The sequence below is a fragment of the Mesorhizobium sp. RSR380A genome (assembly GCF_054719385.1).
The window spans coordinates 5,083,885-5,103,516 of record NZ_JBTTIB010000001.1 but is presented as its reverse complement, the minus strand read 5'-3'; the positions used below and the strand labels follow the sequence as shown (position 1 = coordinate 5,103,516).

The 19,632-nt window shown below is 62.4% G+C and carries 15 protein-coding genes and 1 pseudogene; 6 read left to right on the top strand and 10 right to left on the bottom strand.

The genetic code is table 11. The annotated features are described in order from the left end of the window. Positions 1–177 precede the first annotated feature (177 nt). On the bottom strand, positions 178–984 hold the full coding sequence (locus ACYG9Z_RS24705) for a MipA/OmpV family protein (protein WP_023682975.1): 807 nt from the start codon (positions 982–984) through the stop codon (positions 178–180). Positions 985–1,185: 201 nt separating this feature from the next. Between ACYG9Z_RS24705 and ACYG9Z_RS24700 the strand changes: the two genes are divergently transcribed. Next, the gene (locus tag ACYG9Z_RS24700; RefSeq protein WP_023715211.1) at positions 1,186–1,740 is read left to right on the top strand and encodes an HdeD family acid-resistance protein; all 555 of its coding nucleotides are present in this window, start codon (positions 1,186–1,188) and stop codon (positions 1,738–1,740) included. 29 nt (positions 1,741–1,769) lie between these two features. Here the strand turns inward: ACYG9Z_RS24700 and ACYG9Z_RS24695 are convergent, their stop codons facing one another. Both ACYG9Z_RS24695 and ACYG9Z_RS24690 read right to left on the bottom strand, forming a co-directional pair. Further along, entirely contained in the window at positions 1,770–2,753 is a 984-nt protein-coding gene (locus tag ACYG9Z_RS24695; protein WP_023752077.1) for a bifunctional riboflavin kinase/FAD synthetase, read from the bottom strand. 9 nt (positions 2,754–2,762) lie between these two features. Then, positions 2,763–3,623, bottom strand: coding sequence for a TIGR01459 family HAD-type hydrolase (locus tag ACYG9Z_RS24690; protein WP_023715209.1), 861 nt, complete (start codon positions 3,621–3,623; stop codon positions 2,763–2,765). A gap of 335 nt (positions 3,624–3,958) precedes the next feature. Between ACYG9Z_RS24690 and ACYG9Z_RS24685 the strand changes: the two genes are divergently transcribed. From ACYG9Z_RS24685 to ACYG9Z_RS24670, 4 genes are all read left to right on the top strand, one after another. Next, positions 3,959–5,854: a TadE/TadG family type IV pilus assembly protein gene (locus ACYG9Z_RS24685; RefSeq protein ID WP_023682977.1), complete on the top strand. Its 1,896-nt coding sequence runs from the start codon at positions 3,959–3,961 to the stop codon at positions 5,852–5,854. A 196-nt stretch (positions 5,855–6,050) separates the two neighbouring features. Further along, positions 6,051–8,024 (top strand): Tad domain-containing protein, encoded by a 1,974-nt coding sequence (locus tag ACYG9Z_RS24680; RefSeq protein WP_023752078.1) that lies wholly within the window; start codon positions 6,051–6,053, stop codon positions 8,022–8,024. 157 nt (positions 8,025–8,181) lie between these two features. Next, positions 8,182–8,814: a LysE family translocator gene (locus ACYG9Z_RS24675; RefSeq protein WP_023715207.1), complete on the top strand. Its 633-nt coding sequence runs from the start codon at positions 8,182–8,184 to the stop codon at positions 8,812–8,814. Between the two features lie 146 nt (positions 8,815–8,960). Further along, positions 8,961–9,491 (top strand): CAP domain-containing protein, encoded by a 531-nt coding sequence (locus tag ACYG9Z_RS24670; RefSeq protein WP_460222856.1) that lies wholly within the window; start codon positions 8,961–8,963, stop codon positions 9,489–9,491. Between the two features lie 29 nt (positions 9,492–9,520). Here the strand turns inward: ACYG9Z_RS24670 and ACYG9Z_RS24665 are convergent, their stop codons facing one another. The 5 genes and pseudogenes from ACYG9Z_RS24665 to ACYG9Z_RS24645 form a co-directional block, all read right to left on the bottom strand. Continuing rightward, positions 9,521–12,139: an EAL domain-containing protein gene (locus ACYG9Z_RS24665; RefSeq protein ID WP_245259904.1), complete on the bottom strand. Its 2,619-nt coding sequence runs from the start codon at positions 12,137–12,139 to the stop codon at positions 9,521–9,523. A 332-nt stretch (positions 12,140–12,471) separates the two neighbouring features. Next, positions 12,472–14,007 carry a DHA2 family efflux MFS transporter permease subunit gene (locus ACYG9Z_RS24660; protein ID WP_023752079.1) on the bottom strand — a complete coding sequence of 512 codons (1,536 nt, stop codon included), beginning with the start codon at positions 14,005–14,007 and terminating at the stop codon, positions 12,472–12,474. Between the two features lie 349 nt (positions 14,008–14,356). Next, positions 14,357–15,550 (bottom strand): HlyD family secretion protein, encoded by a 1,194-nt coding sequence (locus tag ACYG9Z_RS24655; RefSeq protein WP_023671526.1) that lies wholly within the window; start codon positions 15,548–15,550, stop codon positions 14,357–14,359. Further along, positions 15,547–16,017: a MarR family winged helix-turn-helix transcriptional regulator gene (locus tag ACYG9Z_RS24650; protein WP_023705728.1), complete on the bottom strand. Its 471-nt coding sequence runs from the start codon at positions 16,015–16,017 to the stop codon at positions 15,547–15,549. The genes ACYG9Z_RS24655 and ACYG9Z_RS24650 overlap by 4 nt, the downstream gene beginning before the upstream one ends. 126 nt (positions 16,018–16,143) lie before the next feature. Then, a pseudogene (locus ACYG9Z_RS24645) lies at positions 16,144–16,352 on the bottom strand (iron chelate uptake ABC transporter family permease subunit); the annotation flags it as partial. A 129-nt stretch (positions 16,353–16,481) separates the two neighbouring features. Between ACYG9Z_RS24645 and ACYG9Z_RS24640 the strand changes: the two are divergent. Then, positions 16,482–17,312: an AraC family transcriptional regulator gene (locus ACYG9Z_RS24640; RefSeq protein ID WP_023752080.1), complete on the top strand. Its 831-nt coding sequence runs from the start codon at positions 16,482–16,484 to the stop codon at positions 17,310–17,312. Between the two features lie 6 nt (positions 17,313–17,318). Here ACYG9Z_RS24640 and ACYG9Z_RS24635 read toward each other — a convergent pair whose 3' ends face one another. Both ACYG9Z_RS24635 and ACYG9Z_RS24630 read right to left on the bottom strand, forming a co-directional pair. Further along, positions 17,319–18,254 carry a bifunctional helix-turn-helix transcriptional regulator/GNAT family N-acetyltransferase gene (locus ACYG9Z_RS24635; protein ID WP_023752081.1) on the bottom strand — a complete coding sequence of 312 codons (936 nt, stop codon included), beginning with the start codon at positions 18,252–18,254 and terminating at the stop codon, positions 17,319–17,321. A gap of 79 nt (positions 18,255–18,333) precedes the next feature. Next, the gene (locus tag ACYG9Z_RS24630; RefSeq protein WP_023752082.1) at positions 18,334–19,521 is read right to left on the bottom strand and encodes an MFS transporter; all 1,188 of its coding nucleotides are present in this window, start codon (positions 19,519–19,521) and stop codon (positions 18,334–18,336) included. Between the last annotated feature and the right edge of the window lie 111 nt (positions 19,522–19,632).

Sequence of the window (19,632 nt, the reverse complement as noted above, 5' to 3'; positions counted from 1 at the left end):
GATTGGAAAAGCGCGAGGGGGCGCGCAAAACTCCCGGCGGCTCCGGCGGCGCTCAGGCCGCCCGGAACACCGGGCCTGTAATTCGTATCGTCAGCGCGCGAACGCGTGAAAAGCTCGTCATTCCCGGGCTTTTAGCGGAGAAAGCCGTAGGAATAAAGCGTCTCTTGTTCGATTCACTTACATCGCGAAGTCGAAGCGATAGGTGGTCGAGACGCCGACCGTGAACTGGTTACGGTCGCCGCGCTCCTTGACCAGGCTGGAATCGGCGGCCGGGCCTATCAGGCGCGCATATTCGCCGAACAGGCTGGCGGTCATCGGGTCGGTGACCTTCCAGGTGATGGCGCCGCCGAGTCCGGTCGATTTCAGGCCGCCGCCAGGATGGTATTCGCTCAGGCCCGAGGCCACAGCCTCCTTGGCGTTGACGCCATAATAGGAGTGGAAATAGCTCGATGAGGCAAAGGACACGCGCGGGCCTCCCGAAATCCTGACCGTCGGCGTGATATCGTAGAAGGCATCGGCGGCGATGTCGGCGACAAAGCCATTATGGGCACGAATGCCGTGGCGCAATTCGGCGCGGGCGCGCAACCAATCCGTCGGGTAGAATTCGAAGAAGCCGCCGACCTCACCGCCCCAGCGCACCGGGCCGAGGCCCTTGAGTTCATCCTTGCTGTCGCGTGAAAACAGGAACTTTCCGGTCAGGCCGGCGCGGACGCCGCCATCGTCGACCAGCGCCAGCGAGATGTTGTCGTTGCGCGAGGTAAAGCGCGCGGCCGGGCCGGCCTTGCCCAGCGAGATGATCGGCGATGCGCTGAGCAGATAGCTGTTGGAGCCCTCGAATTTCGGCGCGACCATACCGGTGGCGCCAAGCGTCAGGTACCAGTCGCCCGAGAGCCAGCCGGAAGTACCCTCGCCCGCATTTGCCACAGTGGGCGCACCCAGCATGATCGCCGCCACAACCGCAGACATTTTCCTGACCGGACTCATGGTCACTCCACTAACACAACACAGCCGCGCCCTGCCCCAGCTTTGACGGCCGTTTGGTAAAATTTGATTTAAATCCGAGACAGAGATCGCGGCTTGGGAGCTGCCCGGCATCGCTGGACGGGTGCCGACGCCGGGATTAACCTCAGCGACGGCGACAAGCCAGGCGATCTTTGATGCAAGTGACTTTGAGGAGATGCGGCTATGACCCTGCACGGTGACACCCTGAAAGACGCGATCGGCCGGACACGAGACAAATGGGGATGGTTCGTCGCGCTCGGCGTGCTGCTGCTCATCTTCGGCGGCATTGCCTTCGGCAATCTGTTCATCGCCACCGTCGCCTCGGTCTATGTCGTGGGATGGCTGATGCTGATGGCCGGCATCATCGAGATCGTGCATGCCTTCGGCGTGAAAAGCTGGAGCCGCTTCTTCTATTGGCTGCTCAGCGGCCTACTTTATGCCGTTGCCGGTTTCTTTGCCTTCGACAATCCGCTTCTGGCCTCGACGGTGCTGACCTTGCTGCTGGCGGTGGCGCTGGTCGCTTCAGGCGCGCTCAGGGCCTGGGTCGGCTATAGCCACCGACCGGAAAAGGGCTGGGGCTGGGTCGTCGCGGCGGGCCTGATCAGCGTGCTGGCGGGGCTGACCATCGCCATGGGCTGGCCGGTCAACAGCCTGTGGGTGCTCGGCCTGTTCCTGGCCATCGACCTGATCTTCCAGGGCTGGAGCTTCATCGCTCTCGGACTGGCGTTGAAGAAGTAGGGGCTTGAAGAGGTAAGCGGCCGGAAGGCTCAAAAAGCGATGGCGCCGTCCAGATCCGAAAGCGGCCTGACGCCGGCCAGCAGCGCGCGCGCCTCCGCCTCGTCGCGCTTCATTTGTGCCACTAGCGCATCGAGCCCATCGAACTTCACCTCGGGGCGCAAAAAGCCGAAGAACGATACGTCGCAGATCTCACCATAGAGATCGCCGGCAAAGTCGAAGACGAAGGTTTCGAGCAGCGGCGCGCCATTGTCGTCGACAGTCGGGCGACGCCCGAAGCTGGCGACACCATCATAGAGCGTGCCGTCGGCGCGGCGAAAGCGGACGGCATAAATCCCTTCCTTCAGAGTCGTTTCCGGCGAAAGCCTCATGTTGGCTGTCGGGAAGCAGAGCGTGCGGCCGAGCTGCTGGCCGCCGATCACTTCGCTTTCGACGGTGAAGCGGTAGCCGAGCAGGCCTGCTGCCTCGGCGACCTCTCCCTCGCAGAGCAGCTCGCGGATACGGCTCGACGACACCACCTCGGCGCCCTCGTCGCGAAAGGCGTCGACCAGGGTGACGCCGAAACCATGGCGCTCGCCTGCCGCCATCAGAAACGCAGGACCGCCCTGCCGGTCCTTGCCGAAGTGAAAATCGAAGCCGGTGACGGCATGGGTGATGCCGAGGTTCGTCTCCAGCACATCGGTCACGAAAGCCTCGGCCGACAGGCCGGCAAAGGCGCGCGTGAACGGCTGTTCGACGAGTGCGGCAAAGCCCAGATGCGACAGCAGCCGCGCCTTCATCGGCGGCGGCGTCAATACGAACAGCGGCATATCGGGCCTGAACACTTTTCGCGGATGCGGCTCGAAGGTCAGCACCAGCGCCGGCACGCCGCGCCGCCCGGCTTCGGCAAGCGCGCGATCGAGCACCGCCTGGTGGCCGCGATGGACGCCGTCGAAATTGCCGATCGCCACCACGCCGCCGCGCAAATGCGGCGGCAGCGGCGCGGTTGCTGAAATGTGTTCGAAAGCTGCGCTCATGCAGCAACCCTACCGCAGTCTCGGAATGACGGCGACCGGCCGGTAGCCGTGCTTTTGCAGAAAGGCTGCAAGCCTGGCGGGGTCCGGCTGCATGGGATCGCCATAGTCGCGCGCGTGAATGCCGCCCGAGACGTAAAGCACGTCGATGCCGTTGTCGGCGGCGCCCTTGACGTCGGTCATCATGCCGTCGCCGATGGCCAGCACCTCGGTGCGCGCGACGTCTCGGCCGAGAAGCACGGCAACCTCCCGCAGCGCTACGTCATAGACCGGCGCATAAGGTTTTCCGGCGATCAGCGTGCGGCCGCCAAGCTGGGCATAGTCGCGCGCCAAGGCGCCGGCGCACCAGATCATGCGCTCGCCGCGTTCGACCACGATGTCGGGATTGGCGCAGATGAAAGGCAGGTTCCTGGCGCGCAGCCGGCGCAGCAGATCGGCGTAATCCTCAGGCGTTTCCACCTCGTCGTCGAACAGCCCGGTGCAGACCGCGCCGGAGGCCTCGAACTCCTCGACGAGCTCGATGTCGAGACCGTCATAGAGGGTGAAATCGCGGTCGGCGCCGATATGGAAGATTTTTCGTGGGCCTTCGGCGATAAGGTCGCGGGTCACATCGCCTGAGGTCACGACGCGGTCGTAGGCGGCGGCGGGAACGCCGATCGCATTCATCTGCGCCACCACATCGGCATTGCGGCGCGGCGAGTTGGTGATCAGGACGACCGGGACCTTAGCCGCACGCGCGGCGGCAAGCGCTTCGGCAGCCGCCGGAAAATGCCATTCGCCATTGTGGATCACGCCCCAGACATCGCACAGGATGGCCGAGTAGGCGCCCGACAAATCCGCGAGCGAGCCGATGATGTCAGGCGAATCCGCCATGCCGTTTTCCTGCTGTGACGATCATTGCGAGAGCTGCAGCCGACGGTCCGCCGCAACCGGCCCCGCATTAACCGAAGCGTTTCATCCTGTCACCAGCTTTTCGGCACTTGCCAGGCTGTTGCGCAACGGGCTGATCGAAGGTTGCAACAGGCAGGAACCACCCTTCCCCAGCTTCGGTCGATCGAAACAATGTCGCACCGCTGATCACCAGGGCCGAGTGGTTAACGAGCCTTGAAAAGATGGGCCTATGTTGAACGCATTTCAGCAACCTGAAATTTAACGATTTTGTGGGCATCTTCGGACCGATATTGGGTCCTGGCAGGGGTGCTGAAGGCATGATCCGCAGATTTCTGAACGACAGACGCGGCAACTATGCCTTGATGACAGTGATCACCATGGTGCCCTTGATGGGCGCGCTGGCGCTTGCAATCGACTACACCGATCTCCTGCGCCAGAAGCAGAACATGCTGAACGCGCTGGATGCCGCTGGGATTGCCACGGCACAGCAGATCGTCACCGGGGCGACCGACACGGCAGTCAAGGCCTATGCGAAGGATTTCTTCGAAGCCAATCTCGGAAAGGTCAGCTCGGCCAATACGGCCCTGACGGTGACGCTGCCCAACAACAACGCAGGTGGCGGCACGCTGAAGCTGTGCGCCAGTTTGACGTTCCACCCCTATTTCCTGCCGGTGGCGGCCATGCTGATCGGAAGAACGTCCACCGATGCCAAAACCTCCGCGTGCTCCGAGATCCGCCTCAAGAACACGCTGGAAGTGTCTCTCGTGCTCGACAATTCCGGCTCCATGAGCATCAACGGCTCCGGCACCGGCCAGCCGCGAATAGATTTGCTCAAGAAGGCCGCTACCGAGCTTGTCAATACGATGGCGCTCCAGGCCGCACAAATGAGGCAGGTCACCAGGCCGGTGCAGTTCTCGCTGGTCCCGTTTTCCGCCTCGGTCAATGTTGGCCCAGCCAACAAGGACGCAACCTGGATGGATACGACCGGCATTTCGCCAATCCATCACGAGAACTTTGATTGGCAGTTCATGTACAAGAACGCGTCGTCTGGTTATGACTCGAATAAATACATTGAAAAGGTCGGCAGTGCTTACTGGAAGCGCGGCAGTGGCTGGGGCACCGGGCAATACGGCCAAAATACCACGGCGACGCGGTTCAGTCTCTTTGCAAACGACATGAAGGCCACGACCTGTACGAAAAAGAACTCGAACGGCAGTTGCAAGACCTCTGTGACCGCCCAATACGAAGCCTGGAAGGGCTGCGTGGAGGCGAGGCCGTATCCCTATAATGACGACGACACGTCGCCGACCACTGGCACGCCCGCCACCATGTTCGTGCCGATGTTCGCGCCGGACGAAGCTGGCAATTTCTGGACCGACACCACTCGCACCAGCACATCGACCTGGGGTTACGCCAACAATTGGTGGATCGATTATTCCGACACGCTGACTGTCACCAAACGCCAGGCGGATATGCGAAAGTATTTTCTGACAAAGCCCTGGGACGCATCGAGTACTGCGGCCGATGATGGGCCCAATTCGGCATGCACGACCGCCGCGATCACGCCGTTGCAGGACATAACCACCACCGAAGGCAAGAAAATCCTGACGGATGCCATCAATGCCATGGCCCCGACGGGCAACACCAACGTGCCGGAAGGGCTGGCCTGGGGCTGGCGGACGGTGTCGAGCAACGAGCCATTCACAGAAGGCCGGCCGAACACTGAAAGGGGCAACGACAAAGTCGTCATCGTGCTGACCGACGGGGCCAACACCTACAGCATCGGCCCCACAAACGACATGACCAGCAGCTATGCTAAGGACGGATCGACCTACGCCGCCTATGGTTATACCGGCCCGAAAACGGGGGAAACCGCGACCCGCCTTTTCGTCAACACGACCGTCCCCAAGACAACTTATACGGCGGCCAACTACACAACCGCGCTTGACCAGCAGATGCAAACGCTTTGCACCAATGCGAAGAATTCGAACATTCTCTTGATGACGGTCTCGCTTGACCTGGTTACCACCAAGCCGGCGGAAAAGACCGCCATAGACGCGCTCAAGAAATGCTCCTCGGATTCGCGCTTCCGCAAGGATCCGACCGACCCGAGCAAACCGGCGAAGCTGTATTGGAACGCGACCGGCGCCACCTTGTCGCAAAGTTTCAAGGAAATCGCCGACGAACTGTCGAACCTGCGCATCGTCAGCTGATCGGCGCGATCTTTCGAACACGGCGCTCCGCCTCGGCGGGGCGTTTTGTTGCGGCGTTGCTCACGTGTCCGTGCATTTGGTTAGCGCCTGGTGAAGCGCTATCCGCGCAATCGAGCAGTTTCCCAAACCCATCCTTCAACGTTTTGTGAAACTGTGGCGGCATTGAAGAATCCGCAGGCGGGGCCGCTTACATCACATGCGTGAACTCTGGCGCACATTCCGGCGTGACTTCTGGCGTGACCGCCGCGGCAATTACGCTCTGATGACCGTTGTGGCGATGGTGCCACTGATGGGCGGAGTGGCAATGGCTGTCGACTACACCGGCGTGGTCAGCGAGAAGCAGAGGGTGGTCAACGCGCTCGACGCCGCCAACTTCGCCACAGCGCGCCGGCTGGTGGAAGGCGCCACCGACGACCAGTTGCGGGCCTATGCGCTCGACTTCTTCAAGGCAAACCTCAACGACGTCAATCCCGCCGACACGACGCTCAGCGTTGCGCTGCCCAGCAGCACGACCGGCGGCGGCATCGTCAAGCTGTGCGCCAGCCTGGTCCACAAGCCCTATTTTCTGCCGGCAGCGGCGATGCTGATCGGCAGGACGTCGGAAAACGTCACGTACTCCGTGTGTTCGCAAGTCCGGCTGAAGAACACGCTGGAAGTGGCCATGGTGCTCGACAATTCGGGGTCGATGTCGAACACGGGCACGGGTGCCGGACAAAAGCGCATCGACCTTCTCAAGCAAGCCGCCAAGCAGCTCGTCGACACGCTTGCCTTGCAGGCCGCGATGATCAAGCAGATCGACAAGCCGGTCCAGTTCAGCCTTGTGCCGTTCGCCGCCTCGGTCAATGTCGGCGCCAGCAACGACAACGCGTCATGGATCGACGCCTACGGGCTGTCGCCCATCCACAACGAGAATTTCGCCTGGTCGACGCTTAACGCAGCCGACAAATATGCCCAGAAGATCGGCGGCATCTGGTACAAGAAAGGCACTGGCTGGGGTGAGCAGGAGGGGCAGATGCTGACCCGCTTCTCGCTCTACCGCGACATGAAGGTGGTCACCAGCCACGAGCGCATCGTCGGCAGCAAACGCGTGGTCTGCGACAAATATCGCGCCAATCATACATGCTCGGACAGCCACAACGAATACGACTACAACGACACATATGGACCGTTCGCCAGCTGGCAGGGCTGCGTCGAAGTGCGGCCCTATCCCTATAATGTCAACGACGCGCCGGCCTCCGGCGGACCGAACAACACCGGCACCGGCGTCGGCGATCCCGCGACCATGTTCGTGCCGATGTTTGCGCCGGATGAGCCGGGCAATCATTGGTACATAACGCAGGACCCCGACGAGGTGGCCCCCAAGACCTATGGCGCAGCCAACAGCTGGTGGAACGACGATCCGGCGAGCACCACCGGCAAGACCAGGCAGTCCAACATGGCCAAGTATTTCCAGCCACGGCCGATCAATGCTCCGGTGCTGTCGGCCGGTGCCGGTCCTAACTACAGCTGCACGACGACACCGATCACGCCGCTGACCGACGTGTCCAACACCGCCGGGCTGACCAAGATCAAGGCTGCGATCGACCTGATGGCGCCGAACGGCTTCACCAATGTGCCGGAAGGCATGGCCTGGGGCTGGCGCACCGTCTCCAGCACGGAGCCTTTCACAGGAGGACGTCCTGAGACGGAGCGCGGCAACGACAAGGTGGTCATCGTGCTCACTGACGGCGAGAACACCTATGCGGTGCCCAGCAGCGATCCCGCCGGCAACAAGTCGACCTATGCCGCCTATGGCTATACCGGCGTCGGCTACAACGGCACTGCGGTCACCCGCCTGTTCGGCGGCACGTCGAGCGCCATCGGCCAGCTCAACTATTCGTCGAGCAACTACACCGCCGCGCTCAACGAGCAGATGGCGACGCTGTGCAACAACGCCAAGGCGGCCAACATCATGGTGATGACGGTGGCGCTCGACATGTCGACGACCGACGCCGGCGACAAGAGCGCGATGGAGGCACTGAAGGTGTGCTCGTCGGACTCGCGCTTCCGCAAGGATCCGACCGACCCGAGCAAGCCTGCAAAACTGTTCTGGAACGCGACCGGCGCCACGCTGTCCGACAATTTCAAGGAAATCGCCAACGAGCTCTCGAACCTGCGCGTGGTGAGCTGAGGGTTGAAGCTGCTGATCTTCCCCGCCTTGCGGGGGAAATTGGCGGCTTCGCCGCTTTCGACATTTTTCGATGCTGGCGCAAAGGCTCCGGCCATCATGCTCTTGCGGTGAGTCAAAACGCGTGCTCGGTATCGTCACCGCTTCCCGGAGATTGCCCGTGCCCGAAACCGCCAACCATCTCGCCTTCGCGCTGGTCTGCCTGGGCATGGTGCTGACGCCCGGGCCGAACATGATCTACCTGATCTCGCGCTCGCTGTCGCAAGGCCCGAAGGCCGGGCTGATCTCGCTCGGCGGCGTGGCGGTCGGCTTTCTGTTCTATGTCGTGTCGGCTGCGCTGGGCATCACCGCGCTGCTGCTTGCCGTGCCGTTTGCCTATGACGCACTGCGCATTGCCGGCGCGCTCTATCTGCTATGGCTCGCCTGGCAAGCGGTGCGGCCCGGCGGGCGCTCACCATTCCAGGTGCGCGAACTGCCGAAGGACAGGCCCCGCAAGCTGTTCGCCATGGGTCTAATGACCAATCTCCTCAATCCCAAGGTGGCGGTGCTTTATCTGTCGCTGCTGCCGCAGTTCATCTCGCTGGGCAACGGCCATGTGCTGTCGCAGCTTCTGGTGCTCGGCGCCACGCAGATCTCGATCAGCCTGACCGTCAATGCCATCATCGCGGTAACGGCCGGTTCGATCGCCACCTTTCTTGCCGGACGGCCGCTATGGATGGTCATCCAGCGCTGGATGATGGGCACGGTGCTTGCCGCGCTGGCGCTTAAAATGGCGACCGACGCGCAACGCTGATCGGACGCAGCGCGCCGAGACTACATCGGCCGCCGACCTTCCCATTCGAATCGGCCGGCCGAACCTGCACGGAGGCCAGCGATTGAGATTTTCGCAGCCCTGCCCGGCAAAAGCCATGATCGCCGCTAAGTCAGGCAGGCATGACAATGATCTGCACCACCAATCATCCGCTCGCGCAAACCCGCTCTGGCGCAGCAAGTCCAAAACCAAACAGGCGCCTGCTGCTGATCGGCCTTGCAGCCATGGCCGGCCTCGCTGCTTGCAGTACGGTCTCGGTGCCGACCGGCGAAGGCGCCGGTGTGTCGTCCTCGGCCACCGCGACGCTGGCCGGGATCCGAGCTTCGGCCGGACTGCCGGCGCTGGTGCCGGACGCCCAGCTCGAGCAGGCCGCTCTGCAGCAGGCCGGCTATATGGCCTCGCGCGAACGCATGAGCCACACGACCGGCTGGGGCAAGGATTTCGCGTCGCGGATGAAAGACAATGGCGTGCGGGGCGCTGCTGCCGAGAACATCGCCGAGGGCCGCTTCGACCAGCAGAAGCTGTTCGACATCTGGATGCATTCGGCCGGCCACCGCCGCAACATGCTCGATCCGGATTTCAGCCGCTTCGGCCTCGCCTATGTACGCGACGGGCGCGACAGCGCCATCCGCTACTGGAGCCTGGTGCTCGGAAAATAGCAGCCAGCGGTTACGGCGCGACCCAGCCGTCAGCCTTTCGCGATCAGCTCGCCGATATCCCCAGCCGACAGGGGTTTGCTGAAATAATTGCCCTGCACCTCGTCACAATTGTTCTTGCGCAGGAAGGCGACCTGGTCTTCCGTTTCGACACCTTCGGCCAGCACCCGAAGGTTCAACTTCTGCCCCAGGGAAATCACGGCGCCAGTGACCGCCTGATCGTTCTCGTCGGTCGCGAGATCGTTGATGAAGGACTTGTCGATCTTCAGCCGCGCCACCGGAAACGTCTTGAGGGCGCTGAGACTGGAATAGCCTGTTCCGAAATCGTCGATCGATATCTGCACGCCGAGCTTTTGCAGTCCGTTCATCGTTGCGACCGCCAGCTCGAAATCCTGCATGATCAGGCTTTCCGTCACTTCGAGCTCGAGATACCTCGCCTCCAGGCCGCTTTCCTTCAACGCGTTGACGACGCGGTCGATCAGGTTCTTCTCCCGGAACTGCCGCGCCGACACGTTGACGCAGACGGTTACGGGCGACAGACCGGCGCGCTGCCAGGCTTTGTTCTGCCGGCAGGCTTCGTGCAGGATCCAGTCGCCGAGCGGCACGATCAGCCCGGTCTCCTCGGCGGTCGGGATGAACATCGCCGGCGAAACCAGGCCTCGCGTCGGGTGGTTCCAGCGCACCAGCGCTTCGACGGCGAAAACCTGCCCCGATCGCAGATCCACCTGTGGCTGATAGTGCAGAGCGAATTCCGACCGGGCGAGCGCGTTTCGCAATTCCTCCTGAAGCAGGAATTTTTCATGTGCAGTTGAGTTGAACTCCGGGGCATAGAACTGGAAATTGTCGCGGCCGAATTCCTTGGCGCGATACATGGCGGCGTCGGCATTGGCCAACAGCGTATCCGGGCTGGTCCCGTCCTTCGGGTAATTTGCGATGCCGATGCTGGCCGTCGTTCTCAGCCGATGCTCTCCGACAAGAACCGGTTCCGCGATCGCATCCCTGATCGTCTGCAGGGTTTCCGAGACCACATCGACATTGGTGGTTTGGTCGAACAGGACGATGACAAATTCGTCGCCGCCAAGCCGCACGACGGTGTCGGTGGCCTTCACGCATCCAACCAAACGGCTGCCGACGGTCTTGAGGAGTTCGTCACCGGCATTGTGGCCAAGCGTATCGTTCACCAGCTTGAAATTGTCGAGATCGATGAACACCACCGTCATCCAGCGATTGTATCGCTGCGCGTAGAGGACCGCCTGGGAAAGCCGATCCTCCAGCAAAGCGCGATTGGGCAGGCCGGTCAGCGCATCATGGTTGGCCATGAAGTGGATCTGGTCTTCCGCCAATTTGCGCTCGATCGCGATGCCGGCAATGTGTGTGGTGAATTCGATCAGGCGGGTCTCGGCATGGGTGGGTTCGCGCACGGTCATCGAATACATGGCAAAGGCGCCCAACACGACGCCCCGATGCGACAGGATCGGGGTTGACCAGCACGAACGATAGCCATGGGGTGCCGCCAGTTCGCGGTAATCGTCCCAAAGCGGATCCTGCAGAATATCGGTAACAATGACCGGTTCCCGCCGGTAGATGGCGGTTCCGCAGGATCCCACCTTGGGACCGATGGCCGCCCCATCGATGGCGCTCGTATAGGCTTTCGCCAGGCCCGGCGCCGCACCGTGACGCAAATGAATGCCGTCCTTGTCGAGCAGCAGGACGGAACCGAATATCCCCTTCAACTGAGCCTCGACGAAGCGCATGAGGCGGTCGAGCACGTCCTCCAGCGGCGCGCTTGTGGCAATCATTTCGAGGATCTGCGCCTGCCCGCTGCGAAGGACATCCGCCTGCTTGCGGGCGGTGATGTCGTGGGCAATGCCAACCAGGCCGAAGATTTCATTTTGGCGATTGCGCAACGGCACCTTCGTCGACGAAAGCCATTTGCCGTTCCCCGACGCATCGACGACAAACTCTTCCGCGTCGATCACTGGTTGTCCGCTCTTGAGCAGGCGCTGCTCGACCAGGCGAAATTTCCGCGCAACTTCCGGGGGGTGGAGATCAAAATCGGTCAATCCGATCATGTCGCTGGTCTTGTTGCGGCCGCTATCGGTCGCAAGGGCGCTGTTGACCACGACGAAACGGCTTTGCGTATCCTTGACCCAGAGATAATCGGGCACCCAGTCGATCAGCGCCTGCAGCGAAATGCGCTCGTCGACGATCTGCCGATTGGCGAGGAGTTCAGTGATGTCCTCATGCGTGGCGATCCAACTGCCATCGGGCATGGGCTGGTTACGGATCTGGATTGTGCGACCATCGACAAGTTTGGCGGTCCAGAGCCGCGAAGCCTTGCCCGAATTGATCGAGCGAGCCGTTGCGAGATAGGTGTCGGCGGCCGTCGCCGCCGTGCCGGCGGTGACGCGGCGTTCGACTATTTCGCTCAGTGTCACGCCAGGCCGCAATTCCTCGGGCGCAATGCGGTAGATTTCCGCATAGCGCCGGTTGCTCAAGATCAGCCGTTCATCGGCATCGAAAAAGCAGATGCCTTGCGAAATATTCTCGATCGCAGTCTCGAAGCGCAGGGTCTGCCCTTCGAGACCCGCAATGGTCGTGCGAAGTTCTCCCTCGAGCGTATCGTAGGAGACATCAGCCAGTCTTGCCAATGCGGCTACGCCCACCGGCCCGCGCGCCCCAACGGATCTTCTGGATAACTTCGTGACCAAACAGACCTCCTCCGGTTTGGCACCTGAAACAAGAAAGGGCCTCTGTCGCGCCAGACGAAAGTCGACTGACAATGTTACAGATGTGCTAATTCAAGATGAACTGTAACGGAATTGGATGCGTCAGCAACCAGATACCAAAGGTGCAAATGTCATTCCAAATCAACTTCCAACGGCTCATTATCGATATTTTTTTGCACACGCGGGTTTTGACGATCATCCGAGCAACAAATCATCAGGGGCAACCAGCTTGCTGCCAGCGACCGGCGCCCGCCTCAATCCATATGCGCGGCAGGAGCGGCCGCGCCGGCCGGAGCGGTCTTCGGCTTGCGCAGCAGGAAGACAAACGGAATGGCAACCAGCGTCATCACCATCAGCAGTTTGAAGTCGTTGACGTAGGAGATCATCATCGCCTGGATGTTGACCATGCGGTCCACCTGCGAAAGTGCCGTCGGATCGCCGCCTGCTGCCGCCGGCGAGGCCGCCCACAAATTGGGGTTGAACGGGTTGATGAAAGCCGACAGTTCGGTGTGATTGACCTGCGTGTTGCGCACCATGAGAACCGTCACCACCGACACGCCGATCGACGAACCGAGATTTCGAACCAGGCTGAACAGGGCCGTGGCGTCGGTGCGGAAGCGCACGTCGAGCGTGGCGAAGGCCACCGTCGACAGCGGCACGAACACCATGCCCATGCCCAGGCCCTGGATGACGCCGGAGCTGAGGATCAGCCAATCGTCCATCTGCGGCGTGAAGGAGGACATGGTGTAGAGCGACTGCGCGGTGAGCAGAAAGCCGATGACGACGAGGATCCGGGCGTCGATCCTGCTCATGAGCCGCCCAACGACAAGCATCGAAATCATCGTGCCGACACCGCGCGGCCCCAGGACGACGCCGATGGTGACGGTCGGATAGCCGAAGATGGTCGACAGCATCGGCGGCAGCAGCGACATCGAGGCCAGGATCAGCACGCCCATGACGAAGATGAAGGCCAGACCGGTGACGAAATTGCGGTCGAGGAAGATCTTGGGGTCGATGAAAGGCCGTTCCGCCGTCAGTGTATGGATGATGAAAACCCAGAAGCCGGTGATCGAAAGAGCAAGCTCGATCCAGATTTCGACCGAGGAAAACCAGTCGACCTCGCCGCCCCGGTCGAGCAGCAGCTGCAGCGCGCCGACGCCGAGCGAAATCATGGCGAAACCGAAGAAATCGAAGCTGCGGATCCGCCTGGCAATGACCGGCAAATAGGCTGCCATGCCGAGGAAGGCGATGATGCCGACCGGCAAATTGATGAAGAACACCCAGCGCCAGTTGAAATTCTCGGTCAGCCAACCGCCCAGCGTCGGACCCAGGATCGGCCCCAGCATGATGCCGGCGCCCCAGATGGCCATCGCCTGGCCGTGGCGTTCCCTGGGGTTGATGTCGAGCAGGAAGGTCTGCGACAGCGGCACGATGGCTGCGCCGAACACGCCCTGCATCAGCCGGAAGAACACAATGCTCTCCAGGCTCCAGGCAATGCCGCACAGCATCGAGAACACGGTGAAGCCGACAACCGCCGCCAGGAACAGTTCCTTGCGGCCGAAGCGGTCGGCCAGCCAGCCGGTCACCGGCGTCATGATCGCGGCGGCAACGATGTAGGAGGTCAACACCCAGTTGATGTTGTCGGGCGACGCGCCGAGGTCGCCGGTCATGGTCGGCAGCGCGACATTGGCGATCGTGGTGTCGAGCGCCTGCATGACCGTCGCCAGCATCAGCGCCACGGTGATCAGGCCGCGATGCGGCACTTCCTTGAAAGGTTCTGGTTTGGTCATGATGCGGAACTTCCGACAGGTAACAAAAACGTGTACATTAGGTTTCCGGGCGGCGAGGCCTTCTCTGGTGAAGAGACCCTCATCGCGGTGGGACGCGACCTATCGATGTGGGGGTTACATCGATCGAAGGTCTCGACACATCAGGCGCTTGCCGCCCGGAAATCCAAGGTCCGAAGGATGGGCGCCGAAGTGGTCCAGGTTCTGGGCAGGCCGCGATGCGGCCCGGTCCAATCCACCCCTCGTTCAACCTGCCGTCGGACCGATCCTGTCATCTCAACTTCACCTCGCCTGCGGCGGGCGTTCTGCCGGGCCGTGTTCCTGCTTTTCGAGATCACGGTCCATTCACAGTCTATTGTGCTTCGCCTGCGGTGGCGTGGCCGAAGATAGCGGGGAACCCGCGAGCAACGCCGGTATCCACCGTAACCGAGGCGCTCATACCGGTGCGCAGCGCCATTTTGGCGTCGGCATCGGTCAGCTCCAGGCGCACCGGAATGCGCTGCGTGACCTTGACCCAGTTGCCGGTGGCGTTTTGAGCAGGCAACAGCGAAAACTCCGCGCCGGTGCCGGCGCCGATCGCCTTGACGGTGGCCTCGAAAGTTCTGCCCGGATAGGTGTCGACGACGATCTCGGCCTTCTGGCCAGGCTTCATGTGGGTAAGCTGGGTTTCCTTGAAATTGGCATCGATCCAGGTGTCGCCGGTCTCGACCAACGCAAACAGCGGCGTGCCGGAACCGACATACTGGCCGATCTTGAACGAGGAGGCCTGGCTGATGACGCCGTCGGCCGGCGCCTTGACCGTGGTCTGCGCCAGATCGTAGGCGGCCTTGTCGCGCGCGGCGAGTGCGGCCATCACCGTCGGATGCTTGTCGGTCTCGATATCGGGATTGCCGGCGAGAGCCGCCTTGGCGCTGATGATGCCTTGCTCGGCAACGGCCAGTTGCTGCCTGGCTTTGTCGAGATCGTTCTTGGCCTCGTCCAGCGACGATTTGGCGTTGATGCCCTTCTGGGCAAGGTCGGCGGCGCGGTCATACTGCGACTGCGCGTAGTCGACCTGGCTGGCATCGGACTTTTCCTGCGCCAGCGCCTGGCTGTAGGCGGCGCGCAGCTGTTCGATACCGACGCGTGCGACTGCGACCGCCGCGTCGGCCTGCGCCAATGCAATCCGGTAGGGCTCGGGGTCGACGGCAAACAGCACATCGCCCTGCTTGACCTGCTGATTGTCCGAGATGCCGACCTGAACGATGCGTCCGGCGGTGTCCGAGGCGATCGACACCTTGGCCTGCTGCAAATTGGCGTTCTCGGTTTCCTGATAGCGGCCGCCGGTCACCCAGACATAACCGCCACCAATGGCCAGCGCGGCCGGCAGGGCGACCATCAGCAGCAAGCGGCCGAGGCGGCGCTTCTTGACCGGAGCCGGAGCGGGTTGAACCGGGGGAGCCACCGCGACAGGTGCTGCGGCCGGCTGTGCAGGCGCTTCGGCGGCCGGCTTTGCCGGCGTCTCGATCTTGGTTACATTCTCGTCCAGCTTGGCTGCCGCGTTCATGCTGCTGCCCCTTCCGTACTCTTCAAGGACGACGTCTCGCCGTCCGCCAGGTTTTGCACGATGGTGTCCAGCGCCCGGATAAGGACGCGGCGGTCGTCCGGCGAAACGCCGACCAGCGATTCCTCATAAACTTCGCCAGCAAGGCTTTTGACCTCGGCATAGGCCGCGTTCGCCTTGGCTGTCGGGAAGATCATGCGCACGCGCCGGTCAGTTGCGTCGGAGCGCCGCTCGATCCAGCCGCCCTCCTCCATCCGGTCGACGAGGCGTGAAACGCTGATCGGCTCGATTTCGAGAAGTTCGGCGAGGCGAGCCTGGGCGACGCCGGCCTCCTTGGCGACGCGAACCAGAAGCCGCCATTGTGCCGAGGAAAGGCCAAGACCGCTGGCGCGCGCCTCGAAGCGCTTGCGCATGAGGCGCTGCACGTCGTGGATCAAAAAGCCCAATCTATCTATGCCGTCGGAAACCATGAGCGGTATATATTATAAGCGTGCTTACCATTCAAGGCGCCGCATTGCGCCAGAGCCGAAAAAGAGGGATGGCAGCCATGCAGATGCGGTCATGGCACAGTCAATAACGGTTGCGGATGACCTCCCGACCGTGACGTGAATTGCCGTCGAGAACGCCGCGAGGAGAAAGGTCGTCTTGCGCGTCCTCGCCACCGGCACACCTAGGCTTTCGGCGGCACTTTCGCCGGCGGGGAAGGCATCGAGCCGGCGGTGGTTCCACAGGGCATAGGCAAGGATGGTGCCCGCACCCAGCGCGCCCGGATATTGTCCCAGCGAGCCAGGCCGAGGCCGCCCAGCAGCGGCTTTCCACGATGGTGACCTGCCACAGTCGACCAGCGCCCTTCGATTTTACGACAGGCGCAATTTCGATCAAACTGGCCTCGCAAAAAGCCGGCAGCATGGAGTGGCCAAATGAGAGGAGACTCATGAACCCGACCGAGAAAGCGCTGTGGTTTGTCGAGAGCCATTTGCCGGAAGCGATCTCGCTTGAGGATGTCGCGCAAAGCAGCGGCGTCTCGCGCTTTCATGTGACGCGCGCCTTTGGCGCCGCCACCGGCCGTTCGGTGATGGGCTATATGCGCGCGCGCCGGCTGACCGAAGCGGCGCGCAAGCTGGCTTCCGGCGCGCCCGACATCCTCGCTGTCGCGCTCGATGCCGGCTACGCCTCGCACGAAGCCTTCACCCGCGCCTTCCGCGATCAGTTCGGCACGACGCCGGAACTGGTGCGCGCGCAGGGCAGCCTCAGCAATCTCGACCTGGTGGAGCCGATCCTGATGGACCAGTCCTTCCTCGCCTCACTGCCGCCGCCGCGCTTCGAGACCGGCCGTCCCTTCCTCATTGCCGGCCTCGGCGAGCGCTACAGCTGCGAAACCAGTGCGGCCGTTCCGATGCAGTGGCAGCGCTTCGGTCCCTTTATCGGCAACATCCCGGGCGAGACCGGCGACGTCGCCTATGGCGTCTGCGTCAATGGCGACGATGCCGGCAATTTCGACTATATCGCCGGGGTCGAAGTTTCGGATTTCTCGGACCTGCCGAAGGAGCTTTCGCGGGTGCGGGTGCCGGCGCAGAAATACGCCGTGTTCACCCATGCCGAGCACATCTCCACCATCCGCCGCACCGTCAACACGATCTGGAACAAATGGCTGCCGGCCTCGGGGCACGATATAGCCGACGGCCCCGAATTCGAGCGCTACGGCCCGGAGTTCGATCCGCGCAGCGGCAATGGCGGGCTGGAGATATGGGTCCCGGTGGCCTGAACGCCGCTACAGCTCCAGGTTCCAGTTCTGGCCGACCAGATCCTTGCCGAAGGCGTGATGGCGCTCTTCGTCCACCAGCCTGAAGCCGGCACTCTCGTAGATGTGGCGGGCGGCGGTCAGGATGTCGTTGGTCCATAGGGTCAGCGTCTTGTAGCCCTTGGCACGAGCAAAGCCGATGCACTCCTGAACCAGCCGCTTGCCGATGCCGAGGCCGCGCGCCGATGGTTCGACATAGAGCAGGCGCAGCTTCGCCACCGCGTCGGATTTGCGCACGACGAAGACCGAGCCGACCACCTCCCCTTGCCGTTCGGCAATCCAGCTGCGTTCCCATTCTGGATCGAAGGATTTTACGAAGGCGCCGAGGATTTCGGCGACCAGCGCCTCGTAGGTTTCGTCCCAGCCATAGTCCTGTGCGTAGATCTGTCCTTGGCGGCGCACCACCCAGCCGATGTCGCCGACCTGCAAGGGGCGCAGCATATACGGCACTTTGGACTCCGGGCTGTCGCTCAGGAGTTGCTGCACCGTCTGCATGGCCTTGACCAGCCGGTCCTGTTCGGCAGCAGGAAGCCGCTCCAGCAAGGCCGCGACCTGGTCATGCGAAGCCCGGTTCAGCGGCGCGAAGGCCTGCCGCCCCACCGGCGTCAGCGTGATCGACGACTGCCGCGCATCCGACGCCAGCGGCGCGCGCGCAATCAGCTGCAGGTGCTCGAACTTCTTCAGGAGCCGGCTGACATAACCGGCGTCGAGGCCGAGATCGCGGATGAGATCGCTGGCGGTCAGGCCATCGCGATGCGCCAGTTCGTAGAGCACCCGCGCCTCGGTCAGCGAGAAGGCGCTTTTCAGCAGGCCTTCGTCGAGCAGACCTATCTGGCGGGTGTAGAAGCGGTTGAAAGCCCGCACCGCGTCGATGCGTTCCTTGCCGGGTTGATGATGGATCGTCATGGGAAGCCTCCTGCCCATCAACGATCGGTCATTTATTTGACTTAGTCAAGTATCGAGGAGATGCTCCCCCGGTCGTGTCTCAGGCGATGGCGCGGCGGCGCCGTGCGATCAGGACGAACAGGCCGAGCAGCACAACGCTGGCCGCAGCACTGGCGGCGGCAAATTCCGGCACCGGCCGAAAATCCTTGCCGTCGATCAGCAGCGATGCCGCGACCGGGCCGATCGCCAGACCGAAAAGCTGGGCCGCCGGCACCAGAAGCACGGCCGTGCGCGTCTCGTCGGCGGTGATCGCCAGCCGGATCTGATAGGGCACGATGAACAGAAGGATGAAGCCCATGATCAAGGCCGCGACCCAGAAAACCGTCAGGCCGGGGCTGCCGGCGAGCATCACGGAACTGGCGACGGCGACCACGCCGATCGCCACGATGGCGAAGCGGTAATCGATGCGCGCCTCGAAGACGGTAGCCGTCATTGCGCCCAGCACCTGCAATGCGAGGTTGGCCGAGACGATCAGGCCGACGGTGCGGCCATCGATGCCGTATTGTGCGCCAAGTGGCTCGAGAAACGCCCAGACCGAGCCGAAGAACATGAAGTAGCAGAAGACGCTCAGCAAAGCGGCAAGCGAAGGAACGGTCAGCACATTGCTGAACTGTTCCTCCTTGGGCAGGTCGGCATAGCTATCCGGGACGATGAAGGCGACGGCCACCGAGGCGATGCAGACGACGGCAAGAACGATGAAGCCGCCCGCCGATCCGGCGGCCGGGATGACGTAAAGCGCCAGCAGCAGGGCAAGGGCGCATTGCGCCAGGGTCTGAAGGGTGACGAAGAAGCCGCCGATGCGCTCGGCCCGGCGTGAACGGGCGATCAGTTCCGTGGCGACCGCCACCAGCCCACCCTCGGCGAGGCCTGCCACCGCGCGGGCGGCAATCAGCGAGGTCGAGGTCAGCGCATAGGCGGTCGCCCCGTTCGCCAGCGCCAGCAAGAGCAGAAGGACGGCACTTTTCAAGCGCATATTGTGGGCGGACAGCATCATGGCGATGGCCGCCGATCCGATGCCGATGGCGATCATCTCCGCCGTGGCGACCAGCGCGAGTTCGTCACCGCTGACATGCCCTTCGCTGTAGAGCGCGCCGAGAAGCACCGGTTGCAGCCCGAGAATGAGCAGGCCGACCGAGCCGATCCACAATGCCGAGGCGAGTTGCGCCCCAGTGGGGTTGCCGACCAGCCAGTCGCCGTTCCCGGCATCCGCGTTACCAGCAGAAGTCACGGTCGCCTCCCAACGTCCTTGCCTGACGGCAAAAAAACTGACAGTCTGTCAGCATTTAGAAACTGATACTCGATCATATTCGTTTGTCAATCAGTAGCGGGACTTGGCACC

Bases quoted from the DNA above. Each gene is read 5' to 3' on its own strand.
- ACYG9Z_RS24670 (WP_460222856.1), top strand. From the start codon at position 8,961: ATGATCTGCACCACCAATCATCCGCTCGCGCAAACCCGCTCTGGCGCA.
- ACYG9Z_RS24680 (WP_023752078.1), top strand. From the start codon at position 6,051: ATGCGTGAACTCTGGCGCACATTCCGGCGTGACTTCTGGCGTGACCGC.
- ACYG9Z_RS24640 (WP_023752080.1), top strand. From the start codon at position 16,482: ATGAACCCGACCGAGAAAGCGCTGTGGTTTGTCGAGAGCCATTTGCCG.
- ACYG9Z_RS24655 (WP_023671526.1), bottom strand. From the start codon at position 15,550: ATGAACGCGGCAGCCAAGCTGGACGAGAATGTAACCAAGATCGAGACG.
- ACYG9Z_RS24660 (WP_023752079.1), bottom strand. From the start codon at position 14,007: ATGACCAAACCAGAACCTTTCAAGGAAGTGCCGCATCGCGGCCTGATC.
- ACYG9Z_RS24700 (WP_023715211.1), top strand. From the start codon at position 1,186: ATGACCCTGCACGGTGACACCCTGAAAGACGCGATCGGCCGGACACGA.
- ACYG9Z_RS24685 (WP_023682977.1), top strand. From the start codon at position 3,959: ATGATCCGCAGATTTCTGAACGACAGACGCGGCAACTATGCCTTGATG.
- ACYG9Z_RS24705 (WP_023682975.1), bottom strand. From the start codon at position 984: ATGAGTCCGGTCAGGAAAATGTCTGCGGTTGTGGCGGCGATCATGCTG.
- ACYG9Z_RS24690 (WP_023715209.1), bottom strand. From the start codon at position 3,623: ATGGCGGATTCGCCTGACATCATCGGCTCGCTCGCGGATTTGTCGGGC.
- ACYG9Z_RS24650 (WP_023705728.1), bottom strand. From the start codon at position 16,017: ATGGTTTCCGACGGCATAGATAGATTGGGCTTTTTGATCCACGACGTG.
- ACYG9Z_RS24695 (WP_023752077.1), bottom strand. From the start codon at position 2,753: ATGAGCGCAGCTTTCGAACACATTTCAGCAACCGCGCCGCTGCCGCCG.
- ACYG9Z_RS24635 (WP_023752081.1), bottom strand. From the start codon at position 18,254: ATGACGATCCATCATCAACCCGGCAAGGAACGCATCGACGCGGTGCGG.